Annotated in this window: 17 protein-coding genes; 4 read left to right on the top strand and 13 right to left on the bottom strand. The window is 67.9% G+C overall.

Features of this window, described 5'->3' with window-relative positions:
- Window position 1 precedes the first annotated feature (1 nt).
- From ABD231_RS25770 to ABD231_RS25760, 3 genes are read right to left on the bottom strand one after another with little or no spacing between them, the layout of a single operon-like run.
- Window positions 2-751, bottom strand: coding sequence for an HpcH/HpaI aldolase family protein (locus tag ABD231_RS25770; RefSeq protein WP_344157120.1), 750 nt, complete (start codon window positions 749-751; stop codon window positions 2-4).
- A gap of 9 nt (window positions 752-760) precedes the next feature.
- Window positions 761-2,290 (bottom strand): acyl-CoA carboxylase subunit beta, encoded by a 1,530-nt coding sequence (locus ABD231_RS25765; protein ID WP_344157117.1) that lies wholly within the window; start codon window positions 2,288-2,290, stop codon window positions 761-763.
- An 8-nt stretch (window positions 2,291-2,298) separates the two neighbouring features.
- A complete protein-coding gene (locus tag ABD231_RS25760) occupies window positions 2,299-3,462 on the bottom strand; it encodes an acyl-CoA dehydrogenase family protein (protein WP_344157114.1) in 1,164 nt (387 codons plus the stop codon).
- A gap of 67 nt (window positions 3,463-3,529) precedes the next feature.
- On the opposite strand from ABD231_RS25760, the gene ABD231_RS25755 reads away from it, so the two are divergent.
- Window positions 3,530-3,916, top strand: a complete 387-nt coding sequence (locus ABD231_RS25755; protein ID WP_344157110.1) for a MerR family transcriptional regulator — start codon at window positions 3,530-3,532, stop codon at window positions 3,914-3,916.
- Window positions 3,917-4,660, top strand: a complete 744-nt coding sequence (locus ABD231_RS25750; RefSeq protein WP_344157107.1) for a hypothetical protein — start codon at window positions 3,917-3,919, stop codon at window positions 4,658-4,660. It abuts the gene before it with no gap.
- 2 nt (window positions 4,661-4,662) lie between these two features.
- Here ABD231_RS25750 and ABD231_RS25745 read toward each other — a convergent pair whose 3' ends face one another.
- From ABD231_RS25745 to ABD231_RS25705, 9 genes are all read right to left on the bottom strand, one after another.
- Window positions 4,663-5,076 carry a hypothetical protein gene (locus ABD231_RS25745; RefSeq protein ID WP_344157104.1) on the bottom strand — a complete coding sequence of 138 codons (414 nt, stop codon included), beginning with the start codon at window positions 5,074-5,076 and terminating at the stop codon, window positions 4,663-4,665.
- A gap of 83 nt (window positions 5,077-5,159) precedes the next feature.
- On the bottom strand, window positions 5,160-6,458 hold the full coding sequence (locus ABD231_RS25740) for a hypothetical protein (protein ID WP_344157102.1): 1,299 nt from the start codon (window positions 6,456-6,458) through the stop codon (window positions 5,160-5,162).
- A gap of 4 nt (window positions 6,459-6,462) precedes the next feature.
- Entirely contained in the window at window positions 6,463-7,035 is a 573-nt protein-coding gene (locus ABD231_RS25735) for a DUF6891 domain-containing protein (RefSeq protein ID WP_344157099.1), read from the bottom strand.
- A gap of 64 nt (window positions 7,036-7,099) precedes the next feature.
- Entirely contained in the window at window positions 7,100-7,780 is a 681-nt protein-coding gene (locus tag ABD231_RS25730) for a sirohydrochlorin chelatase (RefSeq protein ID WP_344157096.1), read from the bottom strand.
- Window positions 7,777-8,910, bottom strand: a complete 1,134-nt coding sequence (locus ABD231_RS25725) for a uroporphyrinogen-III synthase (RefSeq protein ID WP_344157093.1) — start codon at window positions 8,908-8,910, stop codon at window positions 7,777-7,779. Before ABD231_RS25725 ends, ABD231_RS25730 begins: the two co-directional genes overlap by 4 nt.
- Window positions 8,900-9,247, bottom strand: coding sequence for a nitrite reductase small subunit NirD (gene nirD, locus ABD231_RS25720; protein ID WP_344157090.1), 348 nt, complete (start codon window positions 9,245-9,247; stop codon window positions 8,900-8,902). The genes ABD231_RS25725 and nirD overlap by 11 nt, the downstream gene beginning before the upstream one ends.
- Window positions 9,244-13,125: a nitrite reductase large subunit NirB gene (gene nirB, locus ABD231_RS25715; RefSeq protein WP_344157087.1), complete on the bottom strand. Its 3,882-nt coding sequence runs from the start codon at window positions 13,123-13,125 to the stop codon at window positions 9,244-9,246. Before nirB ends, nirD begins: the two co-directional genes overlap by 4 nt.
- Complete coding sequence (locus ABD231_RS25710) at window positions 13,122-15,212, bottom strand: molybdopterin oxidoreductase family protein (protein ID WP_344157084.1); 2,091 nt, start codon at window positions 15,210-15,212, stop codon at window positions 13,122-13,124. Before ABD231_RS25710 ends, nirB begins: the two co-directional genes overlap by 4 nt.
- A complete protein-coding gene (locus ABD231_RS25705) occupies window positions 15,209-16,573 on the bottom strand; it encodes an MFS transporter (protein WP_344157081.1) in 1,365 nt (454 codons plus the stop codon). Before ABD231_RS25705 ends, ABD231_RS25710 begins: the two co-directional genes overlap by 4 nt.
- A gap of 227 nt (window positions 16,574-16,800) precedes the next feature.
- On the opposite strand from ABD231_RS25705, the gene ABD231_RS25700 reads away from it, so the two are divergent.
- Window positions 16,801-18,900, top strand: a complete 2,100-nt coding sequence (locus ABD231_RS25700) for an MMPL family transporter (protein WP_344157078.1) — start codon at window positions 16,801-16,803, stop codon at window positions 18,898-18,900.
- Between the two features lie 108 nt (window positions 18,901-19,008).
- Complete coding sequence (locus tag ABD231_RS25695) at window positions 19,009-19,443, top strand: YdeI/OmpD-associated family protein (RefSeq protein ID WP_344157075.1); 435 nt, start codon at window positions 19,009-19,011, stop codon at window positions 19,441-19,443.
- Here the strand turns inward: ABD231_RS25695 and ABD231_RS25690 are convergent.
- Window positions 19,440-22,157 (bottom strand): glycosyltransferase, encoded by a 2,718-nt coding sequence (locus ABD231_RS25690; protein WP_344157073.1) that lies wholly within the window; start codon window positions 22,155-22,157, stop codon window positions 19,440-19,442. The genes ABD231_RS25695 and ABD231_RS25690 overlap by 4 nt on opposite strands.
- Between the last annotated feature and the right edge of the window lie 94 nt (window positions 22,158-22,251).

Raw genomic sequence — 22,251 nt, 5'->3', positions numbered from 1 at the left:
ACTAGCTGCGCGCAATCCGTAGATGCTCAGCCGCGACGGCCTCCAGGTGACTGAGGTCAGAGGAGACCGTGGCGAACGTGTATCCCTGCTCCAGACGCAGTCTGGCGTTCTCACCGTCGAACGTGTGGATGCCAACCGCTATTCCAGCGGCCGTCGCAGTCTTGGCGATCAGTGCGAGCGCCTCCTCGAACGGACCGGCGATCTCAGGGTCCCCCGGGTAGCGCGCACCGAGCGACAGCGCCAGGTCGGCCGGACCGACGTACAGACCGTCCAGTCCGGGCGTCGCACAGATCTCGGCAACGTTCTCGAGCGCCTGCGCGGTCTCGATCATCGCCAGGACAACAGTGGTCTCGTTGGCCTCCGCCGGCACCGCACTGATCCGCAGTGCCGACCGCATCGGCCCAAACGACCGCCTACCAAGCGGCGGGTACTTAGCCGACCGCACCGCCCGCGCCACGTCCTCGGCCGTATCGATCAGCGGAATGATGACTCCGAACGCACCTGCGTCGAGAGCACGCCCGATCGGCGTCGGGTCGTTAGCCTCCACCCGCACCAGCCCTGTCGACCCACCGGCATCAACAGCGAGCAGTCCGTTCAGCAGCCCCTGGTAACCGATCAGACCGTGCTGGCCGTCCAGTACGACGTAGTCATAGCCCGCCCGCGCGATCCGCTCGGTAGCGGGTGGCGCATCCAGCGTCACCCAGTACCCGACCTGCTGCTGCCGATTCCGAAGCCGCTCTGCGAAGGTCACACCTCTACCCTAGACCGGCGGGACTCCGTGCCGTCTGGTGGAGAAGTGCCGGTCCTTCGACTGGGCGGCGCCGAGGCGGGCGATCAGGTCGTTGCGTAGGTCCTCCGGTTCGACGATCGCGTCGATCACCAGGTCGGCGGCCAGGCGGAGGATGTCGATGTCCGTCTCGTACTCCTCGCGGAGTTTCGAGACATACTCGACTCGCTCGGTCTCGTCAGAGATCTCCTGGATCTTGTTGTAGTACACGGCATTGATCGCCGCCTCCGGGCCCATCACCGCGATCTTCGCGGTCGGCAGCGCGATACACGCATCCGGCGAGAAGCCGGGACCGCACATCGCGTACAGACCGGCGCCGTACGCCTTGCGGACGATCACCGAGACCGTCGGGACGGTCGCCTCTGACACCGCGGTGATCATCTTCGCGCCGTGCCGGATGATGCCGGCTCGCTCGACCTCGCTGCCGATCATGAAGCCGGGCACGTCGCACAGGTAGATCAGCGGCACGTTGAAGGCGTCGCACAACCAGATGAACCGGGCCGCCTTGTCGGCGGAGTCGACGAACAGTACGCCGCCCTTGACCGCCGGCTGGTTCGCCACGAACCCGACCACCTGGCCGGCCAGTAGCCCGAACCCGACCACCAGCTCCGGCGCGTACGCCGGCTTGATCTCGAAGAACGTGTCCGCGTCGGTGATCGCGTCGATCACGTCGTGGATGTCGAACCCGACACTCTCCTCGACCGGCACCAGGTCGCGGGTGAAATCGCGACCCGGCTCCGAGGCGTCGTACGACGGAGGCCGGGCCCGCCACGAGCCGGGCAGGTACGAGAAGTATTGCTTGGCCAGCTCGATCGCCTCGGTGTCGTCGGAGGCGAGCAGGTCACCGCAGCCGGACACGCTGGTGTGCATCCGGGCGCCGCCCATCTCCTCCAGCGTCACCTTCTCGCCGACGACCATCTCGGCCATCCGCGGTGAGCCCAGGTACATCGACGCGTTGCCGTCGACCATGATCACCAGGTCGCAGAACGCCGGGATGTACGCACCGCCGGCCGCGGACGGGCCGAACAGGCAGCAGATCTGCGGCACCTTGCCGGACAGCGCGACCTGGTTGTGGAAGATCCGCCCGGCGCCGCGACGGCCCGGGAACAGCTGCACCTGGTCGGTGATCCGCGCACCCGCGGAGTCGATCAGCCAGAAGATCGGCAGCTCGTCGCGGAGCGCGATCTCGGTGATCCGGACGATCTTCTCGACCGTCCGCGCACCCCACGAGCCCGCCTTCACGGTCGGGTCGTTCGCCACGATCAACGCCGGCCGCCCGTCGACCAGCGCGCGTCCGGTGACCACGCCGTCAGCCGGCAGACCGGCGTTCAGCGCGTTGGCGAGCTGCGCCTCCTCGACGAAACTCCCCTCGTCGACAAGCAGCGCGATCCGGTCGCGGACGTACAGCTTGTTCTGAGCCGCTAGCTTGGCCGCCGCCTTCTCGGGTGGTGCGAGAGTCGCCTCGCGAGCGACCTTGACCTCAGTCCAGTGATCATGGGTCATGGGGCCCATCATTCCACTGGGAGGCCGAGGCCTCGGGCGATCAGCATGCGCTGGACCTCCGACGTACCCTCGCCGATCTCGAGGATCTTGGCGTCGCGGTAGAACCGGGTGACCGGGTACTCCTCCATGAAGCCGTAGCCGCCGAAGACCTGGGTCGCGATCCGGGTCGCGGTCACCGCGGACTCGCTCGCGTACAGCTTCGCCACCGACGCGGCCTGCTTGAACTCCTGCATCGGCGCGCCCGCATCCTTCAGCGCGGCCGCCTTGTAGACCAGCAGCTCGGCTGCCTCGGCCATCACCTTCAGGTCAGCGATCTGGAACGCGACGCCCTGCTTACGGCCGATCGGACCACCGAACGTCTGCCGCTCCCCGGCGTACTGAACAGACATGTCCAGACAGGCCCGGATACACCCGAGCGCGACCGCGGCGATCGCCACCCGCCCGTCGTCCAGCGTCGCCAGGAACTGCGCGTACCCCTTGCCGCGCTCCCCCAGCAGGTTCGCCTCCGGCACCCGTACGCCGGTCAGCGCCAGCGGGTGCGTGTCGCTGGCGTGCCAGCCGAGCTTGTCGTACGCCGGTTCTGCCACGAACCCCGGCGTTCCGGCCGGGACGATGATCGTGGAGATCTCCGGCTTACCGTTCTCCCGCGTTCCTGTCCGTGCGGTCACCGTCACGCACGACGTGATCGTGGAGCCCGAGTTCGTGATGAACTGCTTCGACCCGTCGATCACCCACTCGCCGTTCTCCAGCGTCGCCCGCGTCTTCGTCGCCCCCGCGTCCGACCCCGAATCCGCCTCGGTCAGCCCGAACCCGGCCAGCTTCTCCCCGGCCACCAGCTCCGGCAGCCACCGCTGCTTCTGCTCCTCGGACCCGAACGTCAGGATCGGGTTGATCCCGAGACCCACCGCGGCCTCGAGCGTGATCCCCATCGACTGGTCGACCCGGCTGATCTCCTCGATCGCCACACACAGGCTGGTGAAGTCGCCGCCAGAACCGCCGTACTCCTCCGGCGCGGTCAGCCCGAACAGCCCGAGCTTGCCCATCTTCTGCACGACCTCCACCGGGAAGTAGTGCTTGCGATCCCACTCCGCCGCGTGCGGCACGATCTCCGCCTCCGCGAAGTCACGCACACTGCGCCGGAACTCGCGGTGCTCCTCGGACAACTCGAACATGCCAACTCCTCTGTACTTGACGCTTACGTAAACGTAAAGCACAGTGGGCCGGGTGCACAATATCCGGGTGCCCGAAACGTGGACGATCGCCGAACTCGCCGCCGAGTACGACGTCACCCTGCGCACCATCCGCTTCTACGAGGACCGCGGCCTCCTCACCCCCGAACGCCGCGGCACCGTCCGCATCTACCACCCCCGGGACCGCGTCCGCCTAGGCCTCATCCTGCGCGGCAAACGTCTCGGCTTCTCCCTCGACGAGATCGCCACCATCGTCGACATGTACGACGCCGAACCCGGCGAAGCCGGCCAGCTCGAATACCTCCTGGCCCAGATCACCACCCGCCGAGCCGACCTCGAACAACGCCGCCAAGACCTCGAACAAACCCTCCAGGACCTGGCCGAAGTAGAAGCCCGCTGCCAAGCCGACCTCAAAGCCCTCCGAAACCGGTCCTGAATGCCTGACGAGCTCTCCAACAGCTCAATCCTGGGCCGTCTCCTCGAAGAGATCTCCTGGGAAGGCAGACTTGTCCGCGGCTACCGCCAAGGTGGGCGCGGCCGTGAGAACGTGTTGACAGCCGAGGTCCTCGGGCCCCTGTCCTACCTGCCGCGCGCGACCTTCCTCGCAGCCGTTCTGCGCAAGGCCCACGGCGCCGACGAAACCCGCGAACTCGTCGCGACCGAAGCCGAGGAAGCAGCCATCACGTTGCTCCCCGACGAGTCCCGCCTGTCACCCGGCGGTGTCGTCGTCCAGCCAGACGGCATCCTGGTCACGCCCAGCTGCCATGTCCTGATCGAAGCCAAAGGCATGGGCAAGTCCGCCTTCCAGTCCGAGCAACTGTCCCGCGAGTTCGTCTGCGTCCATCGGGACGCCGGCCAATCCCGCCCGCTGCTCCTCCTCATCACCCCCGAGCCCCCACCGCTCCCCGTCAAAGGCCACGGCCGCCTCACCATCGAAGCCGCGATCGCTCTCCACCTCGAGAGCGTCCTGGCCCGCACCACCGGCCTCACCACAACACCCGAAGACCTGGCCGCCACGATCCCCGACACCGTCGCCTGGCTCACCTGGGACGACCTAGGCACCGCCGTGGCCGACGCCGGTCAGAACCTCCCACCCCTCCCACCGAGCGTCGCCGCAACCATCCACCGCCTCCGCGACGACCTCCTCCGAGCCCTCGCCTGGCACAAATCCAAGCCGTGAGGTCAGGACCTCAGAACTGAGGTCGGCGGGACCAGCCGGCGGTCGGTGCGGGAAATCAGCAGGGTTGTACGGGTTCGGTCAGGGGTGAACTCGATGCCGAGGATCAGCACCGGCGTTCGCTGATAGGTGTACAGCGTCATCCCCGGTGCGATCCGGCCGGCGCCGATCCGGCCCGAAACCAGCAGACCCGGACGGTCGGCGAGATCAAAGATCTCATCGACCGTGTACACAACGAACCCCGGCGGATCGGGCCGAATCGGATGCTTCCGAGGAAAGCCTTCCTCCGTCTCGGGCCCGTGGGACACGCCCGTCATGACGTAGTCGCCACACCGCTCACAGATGTAGCCGTCACCTAACGACATCCCGTCCTCGGCGCCGTACATGTCGTCCAGGCACTCGTGCTCGTCCTCAGCCATGCAGCAAGGGTCAGACCCACCGTGCGCATAGCAAGCGACGTCCGACCGGTGCGGACAGAAGTAGGCCACTGGGCAGCAATACTTCACAGCAGCATCCTAGGCAGCACCAGAGCTCGGCCTCGTTGGGCCGCAGCGAGATCGGCGTCGAAGGCTTCGACGCGTACGGCGAACTTGTCCGGCTCGTCGAAGTGGACCCGGCGGCGCATCCACGGAGTACCTGGGGAGGCCAGGAGGACTGTCACCCCCTGTGGGGCACCAGAGATCATTGAGGCGCCCGTCGAGTACCGGATCACCAGTGGCTGGGACTGTGGGTCTGGTGGGCCGCTTGGTTGCGGTAGGTGTGGCTCGCCCTGCAGGCCTTGCTCGAAGTAGGGCGCCAGAAGGTCACCGCCGGCAGCGCGCCAGCGATCGATGAGGCGCCGGAACGCGGCCTCGCGGCGGAGCGACGTACCGGCGGCCACGATGTCGCTGCCGGCGCCCGCGAAAGCTTGCGCGAACTCGTGGATCGGCGTTATGGCGGCCATGCTCAGCGACCACGTCGAGCGGACAAAGATCATCGCGTCACGAACCAGCACACCGGCGGCTCGAGCTGCGGCCGGCCTCCCGTCCCACCGTCGACGGTGGAGGTTCTCCTCGGACCAACCGGATGGCCGCTTGGCGACATCGACCGGGAGGATCGCGTCGAGCGCGCGCCCGGCGGCCGACAGATACCACTCCGGATCCCAGATCCCGACTGTGGCGGACCTGGCTCGGACGACACCATGCTTGCCGATGGCAACTGATGGCTTCCCGTCAGGCCATTCGAACCTCGCACCTGACCGGTCGTTGTGCTCGAACCGCAGAGCCTCGATGTCGGTGAACTCCACATGAAGCTCGGCAGGCTCTTCCTGACTGGTGGCGAAGCGGCGCTCGGCGAGCAGTGTGACGGTGGCTTCGAACCGAGCTTGGGTCCGCTCGACAGTCACCGCCGTAACCTGGGCGGTTTCCAGCTGGTAGTCCACCGCGAGTTCGGCGACGACGGAGGAAACCAGCTGTTGTTCGGCTGGCCACACCACACCCGCGCCGTCTCGCGCGGAGACAGCGGCACTGGCGACCGCAGGCAGCGGCCAGCCGGCCGGACAGCCGACGTGCTCGATCGCCCAGCGGTATCGGTCCGGCTCGAACTCGGCCATCCAGCGGATGCACCGATCGGCTTCCGCCTCTCGACGCGCCGCGCCACGCAGGCAAGCAGCGACGAAGAGTCCGGACGTGTTGTTGTCCCAGAGATTCGCGATCCGGTTCACGACTACACGGTCGAACGTCCGAGCATCGGCCGAGACCGACCCGATCCGCTCCCAGGACTGATCGAGCAGATCGGCCCAGCCATCGAGTAGTTGTCCCATGGGCTCAGACGGGCAGGCGGCGTTGCCAGTTGAGGGGGCCGACTTGAATGCGCTGGCCGGAGGTACCGGACCAAGTGACGGGGAGGTCGTGCGTGCGGAGAGTGGCGACGATCTGGTGGCCGACCTCCACTGCACGGGTCTCCCAGGTGGTCTCGTCGGCGTCGAAGGCGCCGTAGGCGAGGAACACGACGGCGGGATTGTCAGCAAGCTGCTCAGCGTCTTGCTGGTGGAAGAACGTATACGCCGAGGACTCCCGATCAGCAGGCCGTTCGTCGAAGATCTCGCTGGCCCCGCAGCCCTGGCAGCAGGTGAAGTTCATTCGGGCGACAACCCCGGCTGCCTCGAGGTCTGCGAATGCCGCAGCAAACCGGTCGGCGTCCGTGACCTCTGCCCACTCTTGCTGCTCGCGGAGCCGCTGCTGCCACACCTCGTCGACGAGTTGAGTCACCTGCTCATCCGTCAGCACGCCGTCGTCTTCGGCGTACTCGATCGCATATTCCACAACCTCCGCACGCGAGTGGAATCCAGGGATGACCCAGCCCGCAACCTGCTCCCGCAGCTCTTCGACTTCTTCCATGCCCGGAAGCGTAAAGGGCGCCACGGACAACCTCAGCCGAGTGCCCACTGACCGTCGGGCGTGGCTAGACGGCCAGCGGCACTCTTCGGAGGGCTGCGTCGTAGCGAGCCAGGGCTAGGCGAGCGAGTCTTGGGTCTGCGCCTAGGGGGGCTGTTACGCGGTGGGGGGCGGCGTGGTGGTGGAGGCGGTCGGAGAAGTGGCCGGGGGCTAGGAGGTAGTTGGCTACGGCTAGGCGGCCGGGGGTGGTGGCTAGGACTGCGGGGAGGCGGCGGCCTCGGCCTGCTAGGTAGCCGATGGTTACGGGGCGGTGGATTCGGGCGTGTAGGAGGGCTGCGGTGCGTTCGCAGTCTGCTTGGGCTCTGGGGTCGGAGGAGCCTGCGGCGGCTAGGACTACGTGGTCGGTGCGGGAGAGGTCGCCTAGGCGGTCTACGAGGATGTCGGCGATGAGGGGGTGGGGGCCTAGGGCGGGGGCCGCGGTTAGGCCGGGGTGGCGGGCTACCTGGTCGGCTATGTCTACGTGGACGTGGTAGCCGCTGGAGAGGAGGAGGGGGACTAGGACCGCCTCCTGGGTGTCGGTCATGACGCGGTTTACGAGGCCGGGCATGGCTGGTACGTCGACGTCTACGAAGCCGAGGGACATTGAGAGCTCGGGGCGGAGGCGGGCCATTTGGCGGACCAGGTCGTGGACTACGCGGATGCCACGGGGGTCTGCGGTGCCGTGGGCGATTGCGATCAGGTCGGTCATGAGGGGACCCCGGCTGGTTCTACGGCTAGGCGGTAGCCACGGCGGACTACGGTGCGGACTAGTTCGGGGCGGCCTACTGCCGTGCGTAGGCGGTTGACCGTCACCTCTACTGCGTGGACGTCTTCGGCGCCTGGCAGTACGGCGAGGAGGTCGGGGCGGGAGACCACGTCACCGCCAGCGGCTACTAGGGCTGCCAGTACGGCGCGGGGGCCCGGGCCCAGGGGTAGTACGACACCATCCAGTACGGCGGCGCCCCCGCGAATCACGAGTTGGCCGAACTCAGTGTCGATGGAGCGGGCGTTGTCGTCGGTGAGGCGGTCGGTGACTATGCGGATGAGGGCGCCTAGGCGGTAGCGGTCGGGGACCAGGGGTTCCAGGCCTAGGTGGTGGAACGGGGCGGCCGTGACTGGGCCGACGCAGGCGTTCAGGACGCGGCCGGTTCGCAGTGCCGACACCAGGGCGTCGTACTGGCCGTTTAACGCGGCAGCGTCCAGCATGGCCTGCGCACCGGGCGCGGACGTGTGCACTACGGCGTCGACTGCACCTGTGCAGACCTGTCCAATCATTCGCTCGACGATGACCGGATCCGGCGCCGGCCCCCAGCGATACACCTCAAGACCGCGCACCGACGCCCCAGCGCCCCGCAGCGTGTCCATCAGCCCCGGGTCCGACAAACCATGCAGCTGTACGACGATCTTCCGCCCGCTGACGCCCTGAGCGCGCAGCCACTCGACGACCTCGATTGTCGTCTCGGAGCGTGCTGACCAGTGCTCCACGAGTCCCGCGGCCCGGATCGCGCCTCGCGCCTTCGGACCGCGGGCCAGGATCCGCGACTGCTCCAGTGTCACCAGGAGATCCGCAGCGAGCCCAGCAGTGTCCGCAGCCTCGATCCAGCCACGGAAACCGACCGCAGTGGTGACCACGACATCGTCCGGCGGGTTGGCGATCACTCGCCGGGTCGCCTCGATCAGAGCGTGGTCATCGGCGACCGGAGTGATCTGCAGGGTCGGTGCGTGCAGCACTTTCGCGCCCCGGCGTTCGAAGGACGCGATGAGGTCGTCCGCTCGCCGGTGCGCGGTCACTGCGATCGTGCAGCCGCTGAGCGGACCTGGCTTGCTGTTAGCCGTCACCGTTCTCCCCCACCCGAACCATCCCGTCGACAATCTCGACCGGATAGACCGGCAGCGATACCTCCGGGTCATCCAGACACACGCCGGTGCGCAGATCGAAGACCTGCTTGAACATCGGCGACGCCACCGTCGGGACGTCGCCGCGACTACCGACGATGCCTCGCGACATCACGTTGGCCCCACTGAACGGGTCCTGGTTGCCGATGGCGAACACCGTCCCGTCGTGCAGCCGGAACAGCGCGATCTGCACCTCCCCGACCAGCGCCGCGACACCACGGTCCGGCAGCAGTACGTCGAACCGGCAGAGCACTGTGGACTCGAAAGCAGTCATGGTCATCGCCGTACCTCCAATCGGGGACCGGCGAGCAGCACCGGCTCCAGCTGTCCGCGCTCGGCCGGGGTGGCCGGGCGCGGCTGGTTGCGCTCGACCACGTAGCGCAGGTCGGCGTCGGGCTGATCCGGAGCGTTCACGAACGACACGAACCGGGCCAGCTTCGCCGGGTCGTCCAGCGTCGCCCGCCACTCGTCGACATACGCACCGACGTGCTCGGCCATCGCAGCGTCCAGGTCGGCGCCAATGCCGAGGCTGTCGTTCAGGACGACGTCCCGCACGTGGTCGAGGCCGCCTTCGATCTCCCGGACCCACACCGAGGTCCGCTGCAGCCGGTCGCCCGTCCGGACGTAGTACATGAGGAAGCGGTCGATCGCCTGTACCAGCTCCTCTTCCGACAGGTCAGAAGCGAGCAGTTCGGCGTGCCGGGGCGTCATACCGCCGTTGCCGCCGACGTACAGGTTCCAGCCCTTCTCCGTCGCGATCACACCGACGTCCTTGCCGCGTGCCTCGGCACACTCCCGCGCGCACCCGGACACACCGAGCTTGAGCTTGTGCGGAGACCGCAGCCCGCGGTAACGCAGTTCCAGCGCGATTGCCATGCCCACCGAGTCCTGTACGCCGTACCGGCACCAGGTGGATCCGACACACGACTTCACCGTGCGGAGCGCCTTGCCGTACGCATGGCCCGATTCGAACCCCGCATCGACCAGCCGCTTCCAGATAGCCGGCAACTGCTCGATCCGCGCGCCGAACAGGTCCACGCGCTGCCCACCGGTGATCTTGGTGTACAGACCGAAGTCCCGGGCCACCTCGCCGATCGTGATGAGCCCCTCCGGCGTGATCTCGCCACCGGGGATACGCGGGACGACGGAGTACGTGCCGTCCTTCTGCATGTTCGCCATGACGTGGTCGTTGGTGTCCTGCAGCGGCGCACGCTCACTGTCGAGCACGTGGCCGGCCGGGTCCACACTGGCCAAGATAGAAGCGACTACCGGCTTGCAGATGTCACAGCCGCGCCCTGTGCCGTGGCGCTCGACAATCTCGCTGAACGTGCGCAGACCGGTCACCCGAACCACATCGAACAGCTCTGCCCGCGACAACGCGAAGTGCTCGCACAGTGCCTTGCTGACCTCGACACCAGCCTTGGTCAGCTCACTGTTCACCAGGGTCTTCACGATCGGCAGACAGGAGCCACAGCTAGTCCCGGCCTTGGTGCGACCGCACACCGACTTCACATCGCCGCAGCCCTCGTCCCGCACGGCGCACCGGATCGTCCCGGCCGACACGTTGTTGCAGGAGCAGACCGGTGCGTCGTCCGGCAGCTCCAGCTGGGCCGGTGCGGCGCCTTCCGGCAGCAGGAACCCGGCCGGGTCCGCACCGAGCTCCCGGCCGACCATGGGCCGCAGACCCGAGTACGCCGACGCGTCGCCGACCAAGATGCCGCCGAGCAGCGTCCTGGCGTCGTCCGACAGCACGAGCTTCTTGTAGACGCCGGCCACCGGGTCGGCGTACACGATGTCCAGTGCGCCCTCGGTGGTGCCGAACGCGTCACCGAAGCTGGCCACGTCGACCCCGAGCAGCTTCAGCTTCGTCGACGTGTCGGCGCCGGGGAACGTCGCCTCGCCACCCAGCAGACGGTCCGCGACGATCTCGGCCATGGTGTTGCCAGGGGCAACCAAACCCCAGACCCGGCCCTCGATACAGGCGACCTCACCGATCGCCCAGACCCCAGGGGTCGAAGTGCGGCAGGCCTCATCCACCACGACGCCGCCGCGCTCGCCAATCTCCAGACCGGCGGCCCGGGCCAGCTCGTCGCGCGGCCGGACACCGGTCGCGAACACGACCACGTCGGCCGGCAGATCCGGTCCCTCGGCCACAGCCATCGCCTTCGCGGCACCCTGCGAGGTGAGCTTCACCCGCGTGGTCGCCGTGGACGTGCGGACGTCGACATCCAGACCGCGGATCAGCCGCGCGAGCGCCGACCCACCGCCCTCGTCGACCTGCAACGGCATCAGCCGCGGCGCGAACTCGACCACGGTGGTGGCTGCACCGAGCGCGCGCAGCGCACCAGCCGCCTCCAGCCCGAGCAGACCGCCACCCACCACGACACCGTTGACCTGGTCGCGTTCCGACTTCAGCCGCTCGACGTAGACCCGCAGTGCGGCCACATCGTCGATGGTGCGGTACACGAAACAGCCCTGTGCGTCGCTGTTCTTCACCGGGGGCACGAACGCCGACGAGCCTGTCGCCAGGACCAGTTCGTCGTAGTCCAGCACTTCACCGCGGGCAGTGCTCACGGTCTTGGCAGCCGCATCAATAGCGGTCACCTGAACGCCCTTGCGCAGCACGACCGCAGGGTCGTCCCACAGGTCCGGATCGCCCAGTGCGAGGTCGTGCGGGTCGCGTCCGGAGAAGTAGCTGGTCAGTGCGACACGGTCGTACGGAAGGCGTGGCTCTTCGGCCAGCACGGTGATCCGCCACTGGACGTCGGTGTCACGCGCGCGCAGCGCCTCCACCAGCCGGTGGGCGACCATTCCGCCACCCACCACCACTACGTGCCGGGCCTTGCTCAGCTCTGTCATCGTCGCCCTCCTGGCCGGTACTGGTTCGGTCTCGCCGCGGCGGAACCGGTCAAGCAGGTCACCGACGGCACCGGTGCAACTGCCGCACCCGGTGGTCGCCCGTGTAGTGGCGGCGATGCCGGCGACACTGTCGGCACCTCCACGCCAGGCCGCTTCGAGCGCAGCCCTCGTCACTCCGTTGCACCGACAAACGGTGACTGTCTTCTTCGCCGGTACGGCGGGCTCCGCGAGCAGCCCGTCCGCCACGACCGGCGTACCGCGGTCAGCCAGCAGCACCAGCTCCGCCGCAACCTCCGGCGCACCCACTGCGACCGCCGACCGCACCACACCATCCCGCAGTACGGCGCGCACCAGCCGCTCGTCGTCCTCGAGCCGAACCTCTTCGCCAGCCTCGTCGGCAGCCCCCAGCACCAGTACGTCGAGCGCCCCGGCCGTCAGCCGGATTACCTCCGGCCGCAGCGCCATCGCCGTACCGGTCAGGTGTGCCGCCAGCGCTTCGGCGTGGGACCAGGCGGACTCCACGGTTCCGGTGACGCGGCCGTCGATCTCGGCGCAGTCCCCGATCGCATGCACCTGTGGGTCGTCCGGGCTGGTCAGCGTCTCGTCGACGACGATCCCGGTCCGGACGGTGAGCCCAGCAGCTAGCTCAGTCCGCGGTTTCACCCCGCAGGCCACGACTAGCTGGTCACCGAAGACCTGCCGCCCGTTCTGCAGCAGCAGGGCCCGGAACGCGCCAGGTGTGTCGACAACCTCGGCGTTCAGCAGCACCTCGACACCGGCACGCCGTACCGCCCGGGTCACTCGCCGTGCGGCGGACAGCGGAACCGTCTTGTCCAGCAGGGCTTCCCCGTCGTGCACCAACGTCACCGCAACACCACGCTCGCGGAGCGCACACGCAGTCTCGACACCGAGCACGCCGCCGCCGAGCACCACCACACGCCGGACCCGGTCGATCGCATCGACCAGCGACCGCGCGTCCGCCGCCGTCCGCAGCACCTGCACACCAGCGGCGAGCGTCACCGGCACCACAGGCTCAGCACCGGTTGCGAACACCAGGTGGTCGTAGCCGTGCGAGACACCCGCCGAGTCCGTCACCACGCGACGTGCACGGTCGACCGCCACTGCAGTCACCACGGGCTCGTCACCCACGACAGGCGCCGAGGCGCGACCGGCGACGTACTCGGTCAGCCGGCTGCGGTTGTACGAACCCTCGTCGCCCAGCACAGTCACGTCGTACGACGGCAGCAGCGCTGCGAGCCGTCGTCCGGCCATCCCGCCGCCAACGATGACCACCTTCATGCGGACACCCCCGTCACCGGTAGCGCAGCCGCGCGCAGCGAAACCGCACAGGCCTTGAACTCCGGCATCCGCGACACCGGATCGAGCACGTCGTTCGTCAGCTCGTTCACCGCACCCGCACCGCCGTAGTGGAACGGCACAAAGACGGTGTCCGGCCGTACGTCGGTCGTCACGCGCGCCGCGAGCACCATGGCGCCACGGGCTGTCCGCAACTCGACCGGACGGCCGTCCGAGATCCCGAGCTGCGCAGCGACGCGCGGGTGGATCTCCGCGAACACCTCCGGCTCGGCCTCGGCCAGCTCCGGCACCCGACGTGTCTGCGCACCACTCTGGTAGTGCTGCAGGAGCCGCCCAGTCACCAAGTACATCGGTGCTGCGCCGTTCAGATCGTCAGCCACCGGACGGTGGTCGACCGGAACCACATGCGCGCGACCGTCCGGCGTACCAAACCTGTCTGCGAACAGGCGCGGCGTACCGGGGTGGTCTACAGCAGGTACCGGCCAGAACAGTTCCTCGTTGTCGAGCCGCGACCAGGTGATCCCGGAGTAGTCGGCCTTACCGCCTGCGCTGGCCAGCCGAAGCTCCTCGAACACGGCGGCCGGGTCAGTCGGGAAGGACGCCGTACAGCCGAGCCTCGAGGCCAACCCTGCAAACACGTGCAGGTCGCTGCGCACCTCACCAGGGGGTGTCACAGCGGCCTGACGCCGCAGCACTCGGCCTTCGAGGGAGGTCATCGTCCCGTCCTCCTCAGCCCACTGCGTGACTGGGAAGACCACATCGGCGAGCAGTGCAGTCTCAGACGGTACGACGTCCGCTACGACCAGCAAGTCCAATGCAGCAAGGCGTTCCCGGACCGATGCGAGGTTCGGAGCCGACACCAGGAGGTTGCTCCCGTGGACAAGCAGAGCGCGCGGACCGTCCGTCGTACCCAAGGAGTTGATCAGCTCGACTGCGCTCTTGCCCGGTCCTGGCAGGTCAGCCGGGTCCACGCCCCACACTGCTGCGACGTGCGCACGCGCTGCCGGGTCCGCGATGCTGCGGTAGCCCGGGAGCTGGTCGGCCTTCTGACCGTGCTCCCGGCCACCCTGGCCGTTCCCCTGCCCAGTGATGCAGCCATAGCCGCTGCCGAGCCGCCCCGGCAGCCCGAGGGCCAGTGCGAGGTTGATGCAGGCCGTGACCGTGTCGGTGCCCTTGCTGTGCTGCTCTGCGCCACGACCAGTCAGGATGAACGCCCCGGCACCACCATGGACCGGAGCTGCCGCCGCCAGTACGCGGGCGGCTCGTCTGATCGTCAGAGCCGGCACACCAGTCACCCGCTCGGCTCGCTCCGGCCACCAGGCCGCGGTCGAACGGTAGAGCGCGTCTGCGTCATCCACTCGCTCTGTCAGGTAGCTGGTGTCAGCAAGCCCTTCCTGCAGCACCACGTGCGTGAGTGCGAGCACCAGCGCCAGATCGGTGCCAGGCGTGGCCTGCAAGTGCAGTGCGCCCGGCAGAGCTGCAGTCGCCGAACGACGCGGGTCAACAACCAGCAGACCACCTTCAGAAGGCAGGTGCGAGACGGCCGGCGGCATGGTGTCGGCGATATTGCTTCCAACCAGCAGTACGGCGTCCGCACCGTCCAGGTCCGCCAATGGGAACGGCAGACCGCGGTCGATGCCGAAGGCACGGTTCGTGGCCGCTGCGGCCGACGACATACAGAATCGGCCGTTGTAGTCGACGTTCGCCGTACGGAGAGCCACCCGCGCGAACTTGCCCAGCGCATAGGCTTTTTCGTTGGTCAGACCGCCGCCACCGAACACAGCTACCGCATCCCGACCGTGGGAAGCCTGCAGCGACTGGATGCGGTTGGCAACGAAGTCCAGTGCGTAGTCCCAGGTCACCGGGACCAGCTCACCGGATGCGTCGCGCACCAGGGGTGTGGTCAGGCGGTCCGGGACTGTGAGGACCTCTGCGGCCGTCCAGCCCTTCCGGCAGAGCCCGCCTTCACCGCGCGGACGCACCTCCACCGCCCCCGGCCGGTCGGCCGGGAGCAGGCTGGTGGCGCACTGCAGCGCGCAGTACGGGCAGTGAGTGGGGACTGCGGTCACACGCGCTCCTGGCTGAGCGGGCCACCCTTGCGCAGGTAGCAGAAGTACGTGACGGCCAGGCAGACCACATAGAAGCCGCAGAAGACGTAGAGCGCCGGAATCAGCGAGCCGAAGTTGCTGGTCGACATCGCGAACCCACGCGGTACCAGGAAGCCGCCGTACGCGCCGATGGCCGAAGCGATACCGATACAGGCGGCCGCCTCCCGGCGAGCCCGGCCCAGGTCTCCCGGCGTGGTCAGCCGGAACACGGCGGGGATCATCCGGTACGTCGATCCGTTCGCGGCACCGCTGGCGACGAAGAGGAACAGGAAGCTGACCAGGAAGCCCGCGAAGCTGCCCGCGTTCAGTGCGACGATCGCCGCCAGGATGCCCAGCCCCATCACCACGAACGCGCAGACGGTCACCCAGGCGCCGCCGAGTATGTCGGCCAGCTTGCCGCCGAACGGCCGCGCGATCGACCCGACCAGTGCGCCGAGGAAGGCGATGTGCGCCACGGTGATCTCGGGGAATGTCGTCTTGATCAGCAGCGGGAACGCCGCCGAGAAGCCGATGAACGAGCCGAAGGTCCCGATGTAGAGGAACGAGATGATCCAGGTGTGCGGGCGCTTCGCCGCGGTGATCGACGTACGGAAGGAAGAGGTCGCGACCGACAGGTTGGCCATCACGCGCCAGGCCACGAATGCGGCGACCAGGATGAGCGGGAGCCAGAGCAGGCCGGCCCGGTTCAGTGTCAGACCGGCGCCGATCGTGATGGCCACCGGCACCAGGAGCTGGACGACCGCGACGCCAAGGTTGCCGCCGGCCGCGTTGATACCGAGCGCGAAGCCCTTCTCCTTCTCCGGGTAGAAGAACGAGATGTTGGTCATGCTGCTCGCGAAGTTTCCGCCACCGACACCCGCGGTCGCCGCGACCAGCGCCATCAGCCAGAACGGCGTCTCCGGCCGGCTGATGAAGAACGCCAGCCCGGCGGTCGGGATCAGCAGCAGCAACGCGGAGACGATCGTCCAGTTACGGCCACCGAACTTCGGTACGGCGAAGGTGTAGGGCAACCGGAGCGTCGCGCCGACCAGGCTCGGCAGCGCGACCAGCCAGAACAGCTGGTCGGTGCTGTAGGTGAAACCGGCCTTCGGCATCGACACCACGACGATGCTCCACAGCTGCCAGACCGAGAAGCCGAGGAACTCGGCGAAGATCGACGGCCACAGGTTGCGGCGCGCGACAGCACGGCCCTTGGACTCCCAGAACGTCGTGTCCTCGGGGTCCCACTCGTCAATCCAGCGCCCACGCCGCGGCGCTTCGACTGTGCCGACCGTACCTGTCCGGTCACCGGTGGTGACCTGCGGTCCTGCCTCGAGCGTCATCGTGCGTCTCCTGTCATCCGACCTCACTGATTAGGCCAGGACGCTATGACCGGGGTGTTTCCACGTGGTCATCTCGTTGTTACGCCGCCGAAACGGCTCCCGCACACCTGTCGTGGGGTGGTGAGAGACGGTGGGTACTGTGCCCCTATCACCGGGCGGAGGGGACCACCGTGAAAGAGCAAGGCAGATCAGGCAGGCGTTGGGCGTGGCGGGGAGCGATCGCCGCGGTGCTGATCGGGTGGCTGGTGCTGGGCGCGATCGGCGGGCCGACGGTCGGGAAGCTGAGCGAGGTCCAGGAGAACGACAACGCCAACTTCCTGCCGAAACAGGCCGAATCCACGCTGGTGGCCAACGAATCGGCCAAGTTCGTCGACTCCACGGCGCTGCCGTACTTCGTCCTGGTCGAACGTGATGCCGGGATCACCCCGGCGGATCTGACCGCGGCTCGCGGGTTCCTCGCGAAAGTGCCTGCGCTCGATCTCGGCGGCGGCAAGAAGCTCGGCGACTACCTCGCCTCGCCGCAGCAGACCGTCATACCGTCCGCGGACAAGAAGGCACTGCTGCTCACCGTCGAACTGGACGGTGATCGGGCCGACGAAGTGGTCGCCGAGGGCGAGACTGTGTTGTTCGCCACTGCGGACACGATGCGTGACGAAATCAAGAAGGATCTCACTCCGAGTGGTCTCAAGGTCTACGTGACCGGGCCCGGTGGGGTGTTCGCGGACTTCGTCGTCGCGTTCAGCGGGATCGACGGGATCCTGCTCGGGGTCGCGCTCGCGGTGGTGTTCCTGATCCTGCTGATCGTCTACCGCAGCCCGATCCTGCCGATCGCCGTGCTGCTGACCGCCGTCTTCGGGCTCGCGCTGGCCGCCTCAGTCGTGTACCCGCTGGCGAAGAACGGCGTACTGGAACTGAACGGGCAGAGTCAGGGCATCCTGTTCATCCTCGTGGTCGGCGCGGCGACGGACTACTCGCTGCTGCTCGTATCCCGGTACAAGGAAGAACTGCACGACTACACCAGCAAGTACGACGCGATGCGGATCGCCTGGCGGGCTTCGATCGAGCCGATCGCGGCGAGCGCTGCCACGGTCATCCTCGGTCTGCTGTGTCTGCTGCTGTCGCAACTGGGCAGCACGAAGGGGCTCGGGCCGGTCGGGGCGATCGGGATCTTCGGGGCGCTGGTCGCTTCGATGACGTTCTTGCCCGCGATCCTGCTGGCGTTCGGACGGCGGATCTTCTGGCCGTCCATCCCGCGGCTCGACCACGTGCACGCGCGCGATCAGGTCGGCGGCCGCAAACTCTGGGGTCGCGTGTCCGGGCTGGTCGGGCGGCACCCGCGACGGGTCTGGGTGATCAGCGCGCTGGCGTTGCTGGCGTGCGGGGCGTTCCTGCCGACGTTCAAGGCGAGCGGCATCTCGCAGGAGGACCTGTTCCTGAACAAGGTCGAGTCCGTGACCGGTACGGAGGAGCTGGGCAAGCACTTCGACGCCGGCGCCGGTACGCCGGTGCAGATCCTGACCCCGGTTTCGCAGGCCGAGCAGGTCGTGCAGATCGCGACCCAGGTCGACGGGGTCGCCGCTGCGTCCGCCTCGGCGGCTCCCGGCGTACCGCCGAAGGTTGTCGACGGCAAGGTTCTGGTCCAGGCAACGCTGAAGGTGAAGGCCGACTCCCCCGCCGCGACCAAGGTCGTCGAACACCTGCGCACCGAGCTCGACAAGGTCAGCCCCGACGTCCTGGTCGGCGGCAACACCGCGATCAACCTGGACGTCCTCGACGCCAGCAACCGCGACCTGCGGGTGATCATCCCGACCATCCTCGGCGTCATCTTCCTGGTCCTGATGCTGCTGCTCCGCTCGGTCCTGGCCGCGATCCTGCTGGTCGTCGCCAACGTGATTTCGTTCGCCGCCACCCTCGGCGTCAGCGCGATCGCCTTCAACCACATCTTCGGCTTCCCCGGCGCGGATCCGGCCATCCCGCTCTACGGCTTCGTCTTCCTTGTTGCCCTGGGCATCGACTATTCGATCTTCCTGATGACCCGGGTCCGCGAGGAATCCGCCGACCAGGGCACCCGCCCCGGCATCCTGATCGGCCTCGCCGTCACCGGCGGCGTCATCACCTCAGCCGGCGTGGTCCTGGCCGCCACCTTCTCCGCACTGGCCGTCCTCCCCATCCTCTTCCTCGTCCAAACCGCCTTCCTGGTCGCCTTCGGCGTCCTCCTCGACACCACCATCGTCCGCTCCCTCCTCGTCCCCGCCCTCGCCCACGACATAGGCCCCAAGATCTGGTGGCCCAGCAAGCTGTCGCGAGGCGTACAGACCGACTGTTAGTACGCGTATGGACGGACTGTTAGCAGCGGGTCCGCAGGCGGGGGCGGGGTGGCGCAGGTCTGGAATCGCGGACTACTAACAGTCCGTCGGTACACCTAGTCTCGGGGGATGGAGACATTCGAAGGTGTGATCGAGGTGAACGACGGGGGCGGGGCTTGGGTTGAGGTCCCGGACGGGGTGATCAAAGGGCTGGGTGGGGGTGGGCGGATTCCGGTGCTGGCGACGTTCGACGGGGTCGAGTACCGCGGTTCGATTGCGTCGATGGGTGGATGTATGGCGCTCGGCGTGCTGAAGGGGATTCGGGCTGAGCTGGGTAAGGGTGCCGGCGACAGCGTCACCGTGACGGTTGAGCGGGACACGGCTGAGCGGACGGTCGACGTACCGGAGGACTTTGCTGCTGCGCTTGCCGAGGCCGGACTACGTGACGCCTTCGACAAGCTCAGCTACAGCCATCGCCGCGAGCACATCCAAGCGATCCTCGACGCCAAGAAGCCGGAGACCCGCACCCGCCGCATCACCAAGGCACTGGAGATGCTCCGCTAACTCTGCTCCCGGAACGCGGTCCAACCGGTAGGTGGGAGTTCGGGTGGCTCGGGGAGGAGTTGGCGGATGGTGGTGGCGCCGGGGGCGTACGCGGCGTCGGGGAGGCTGCCGAGTACGTCGGCGTAGACGGAGCGGAGGACTTCGGCCTGGGCTGACCAGGAGAAGCGGTGTCGCAGCTCGGGATCGTTCGTGATGCGTTGGGAAATGCGGTCGCGGTCGGCCAGCACTTTGCGGACCGCTTCGACGAAACCGTCGACGTCGCCGGCCGGGTAGACCGCGCCCAGGTCCAGCTCGTTGACCAGGTCGGCCTGGGCTGGGGTGTCGCTGGTGATGATAGGGAGGCCGGCAGCGATGTACTCGCAGAACTTGTTGGTCACCGCGATGTCGTGGTTCGGGGCGTGCAGCAGCGGGCTGATGCCGATGGTCGCGGAGCGGACGTAGGCCGGGACGAGTTCGGCGTCGACGAACGGCAGCACGTGGACGCGGTCGCCGACACCCAGTTCGGTGGCGCGGGCGCGCAGTTCGGTGGTGAAGGAGTTGAGCCGCGCGACAATCGCGAGGTGAGCGTCGGGCAACTGCGGTAGCGCCTCGACCGCCGTACCGACGCCGCGCGCCCGGTGGACTCCACCGAGGTACACGAGCAGCGGGACATCCGCGGCCAACTGCAACTGCTCGCGCAGCCCCTGAACCTCAGCGTCCTCCGGTGGCTCGATCGGCGCATTCAGTACGACGTCCGGCAGCGCAGCCAGCTTGTGATCGCGCTGCAGCCAGTGGGCCAGCGGCTCGGACACCGTGATGATGCGGTCGACATCACCGAGGAACTCGCGCTCGAGATCGCTGTACGCCGCCACCCGTCGCGGCGGCACATTCGGCACCCCGGGGACGTACTCGTGCGCGTCGTAGATGATCTTGACCGTCCGCCCGTCCAGTGCCGCCCGATGCGCCGCACGCGCCGCGATCCCCAGCATGTAGACGTCATGTACGTGGATGACCTCCATCTGCATGCGGTCCAGCAGCGGCCCGAGCGTGAGCTCCTGGTCGACCACCTCCGGCAGCACGCTCCGCCAGCGCCCCGACGGCAGAGCGCGATGGAGCGCGATCCGCCGCGCCCGCTGCTTGCCATTCCCCAGTCCGGCCTTGCGACTCGCCCGCCGGACCAGGACCGCCCGGGCGTCGAGAACCGCGCTGTGGAGGCGCAACGACCGCCAGCGCACAGCCCGTCGTACCCGATCAAGAGGGGACCGCCGGACCGCGCCCGTACGCTCGCTGTCGCGCTTGTCGCGACCGCGGTCACCACGCAGCTCACGAGTCGCGTACTGCCAGCGGCCCTTGGCCAGCGTGTATTCCGCCTCGGTACTGAACCACGGCTTCAGACTGGCCAGCCGCTTTCGCCACCCCGTCAGCGTCGCCTTCGACGGCACCCGCGGCGCGACCACCTGCACCTTGCCGAGCGCGCGGGAACCCCGATGATGACGGCCGGCGATACCGACGCAGGTGACATCGAGATCCCAGTTCGCCACCGTCTGCGCGTATTTCAGCACGCGCGAGTCGATGACGATGTCGTTCCCGGCCATCATCACGACCTTCCGCCGTACCCATGGCGGCTTCCAATCAGCCGGTACGGCGCTCGCTCGGTCGACGAGCGCGGTCAGCGCCTGACCGGAGCGGCGGCCGTCATGGACCTCCGCCACGAACGTCGGGCCGAGCGTGGCGATCGCGCGGGCGCGGTCCCGATCCGCGATGAGGTCGAGCAGAACCTGTTCCAACGTGTCCGGTGTCGCGTCGACGATCGGCAGTTCTCGCCCAGTCGCATCGACCACGCGACCGCGGACCGACTCGGACACATACGACACGACGATCCGCCCGGCCGCCATCGCCTCGCAGGCCGCGACACCGTAGTTGCCGATCCGGAACTGGTCGATCACGATGTCGGCGTCGCCGTACACGGCCGGCATCTCCGACGGGTCGACGCCCTGCACCCGGCGATAGGTGATCAGGCCTCTGCGATCCAGGTCCACCATGATCGGGTCGATCAGATCGGACCCCTTGATCGCGGCCTTGCTCGGCGCGTGCGCTACCACCGGCCGTTTGCGCTCCAGCACCGGGGAGTCGCTGCGCCAGGCCGCGACATCGACCACGACCGGACACCAGATTGCCTTGGGCACGTAATCGAGCAGATCCGGTGTGGAGACGAAGACCGGGCCCGGGTACGACGTGAACAGCTCGACCGCGCGAACGGCCTTCCGCTCCAGCACCTCCACGGTCGCGTCCTCCATATCGGGGAACGGCGACCAGCGCTCGGTCTGCACGTGCTGGCTCGGAATGCGCACGTCGGTGCCATGGGCAAGCAACCCGACCTGCACGCCTTTGCGCAGCAGGTGCTGCATGTCGCCGGCCGCGTCCGGACCGTGCACCACGCCGAAGACCGGCCGTGCTGCCTCGATCAGCACATGCGTGTAGTTGCGTACGACGTGGTGGTAGAACTCCAGCTGCCAGGGCCGATGCCGCCGATAGGTGCTCCACGAAACCCGATAGTCGACCGGGTAGTCCAGAACCCCGTTGGCAAAGGCGAATGCGGTCACCTTCGTCGTCGGCGACTGCCCTTCGAGCGCGCGAGCCCACTGAGTCCCTTGCCCCGCGAAGTTGACCGGACCGATCAGCACGCGCGCGGCGGCATCGAGCCGCGCCGGCATCGCCGCCCCGTTGTTCTCCACACCTATGTCTGTATTCCGAACCACGTGTCGTCTTCCGCCCCTCACAACGTCGCTCGACCCGGCATCGGGGCGGCTGCCGGGCCGTTCGGTGTCT

This window comes from Kribbella yunnanensis, from assembly GCF_039529655.1.
Classification (GTDB): domain Bacteria; phylum Actinomycetota; class Actinomycetes; order Propionibacteriales; family Kribbellaceae; genus Kribbella; species Kribbella yunnanensis.
Note: the sequence above shows the minus strand (reverse complement) of the source record. Positions and strands in the feature narration are given on the sequence as shown.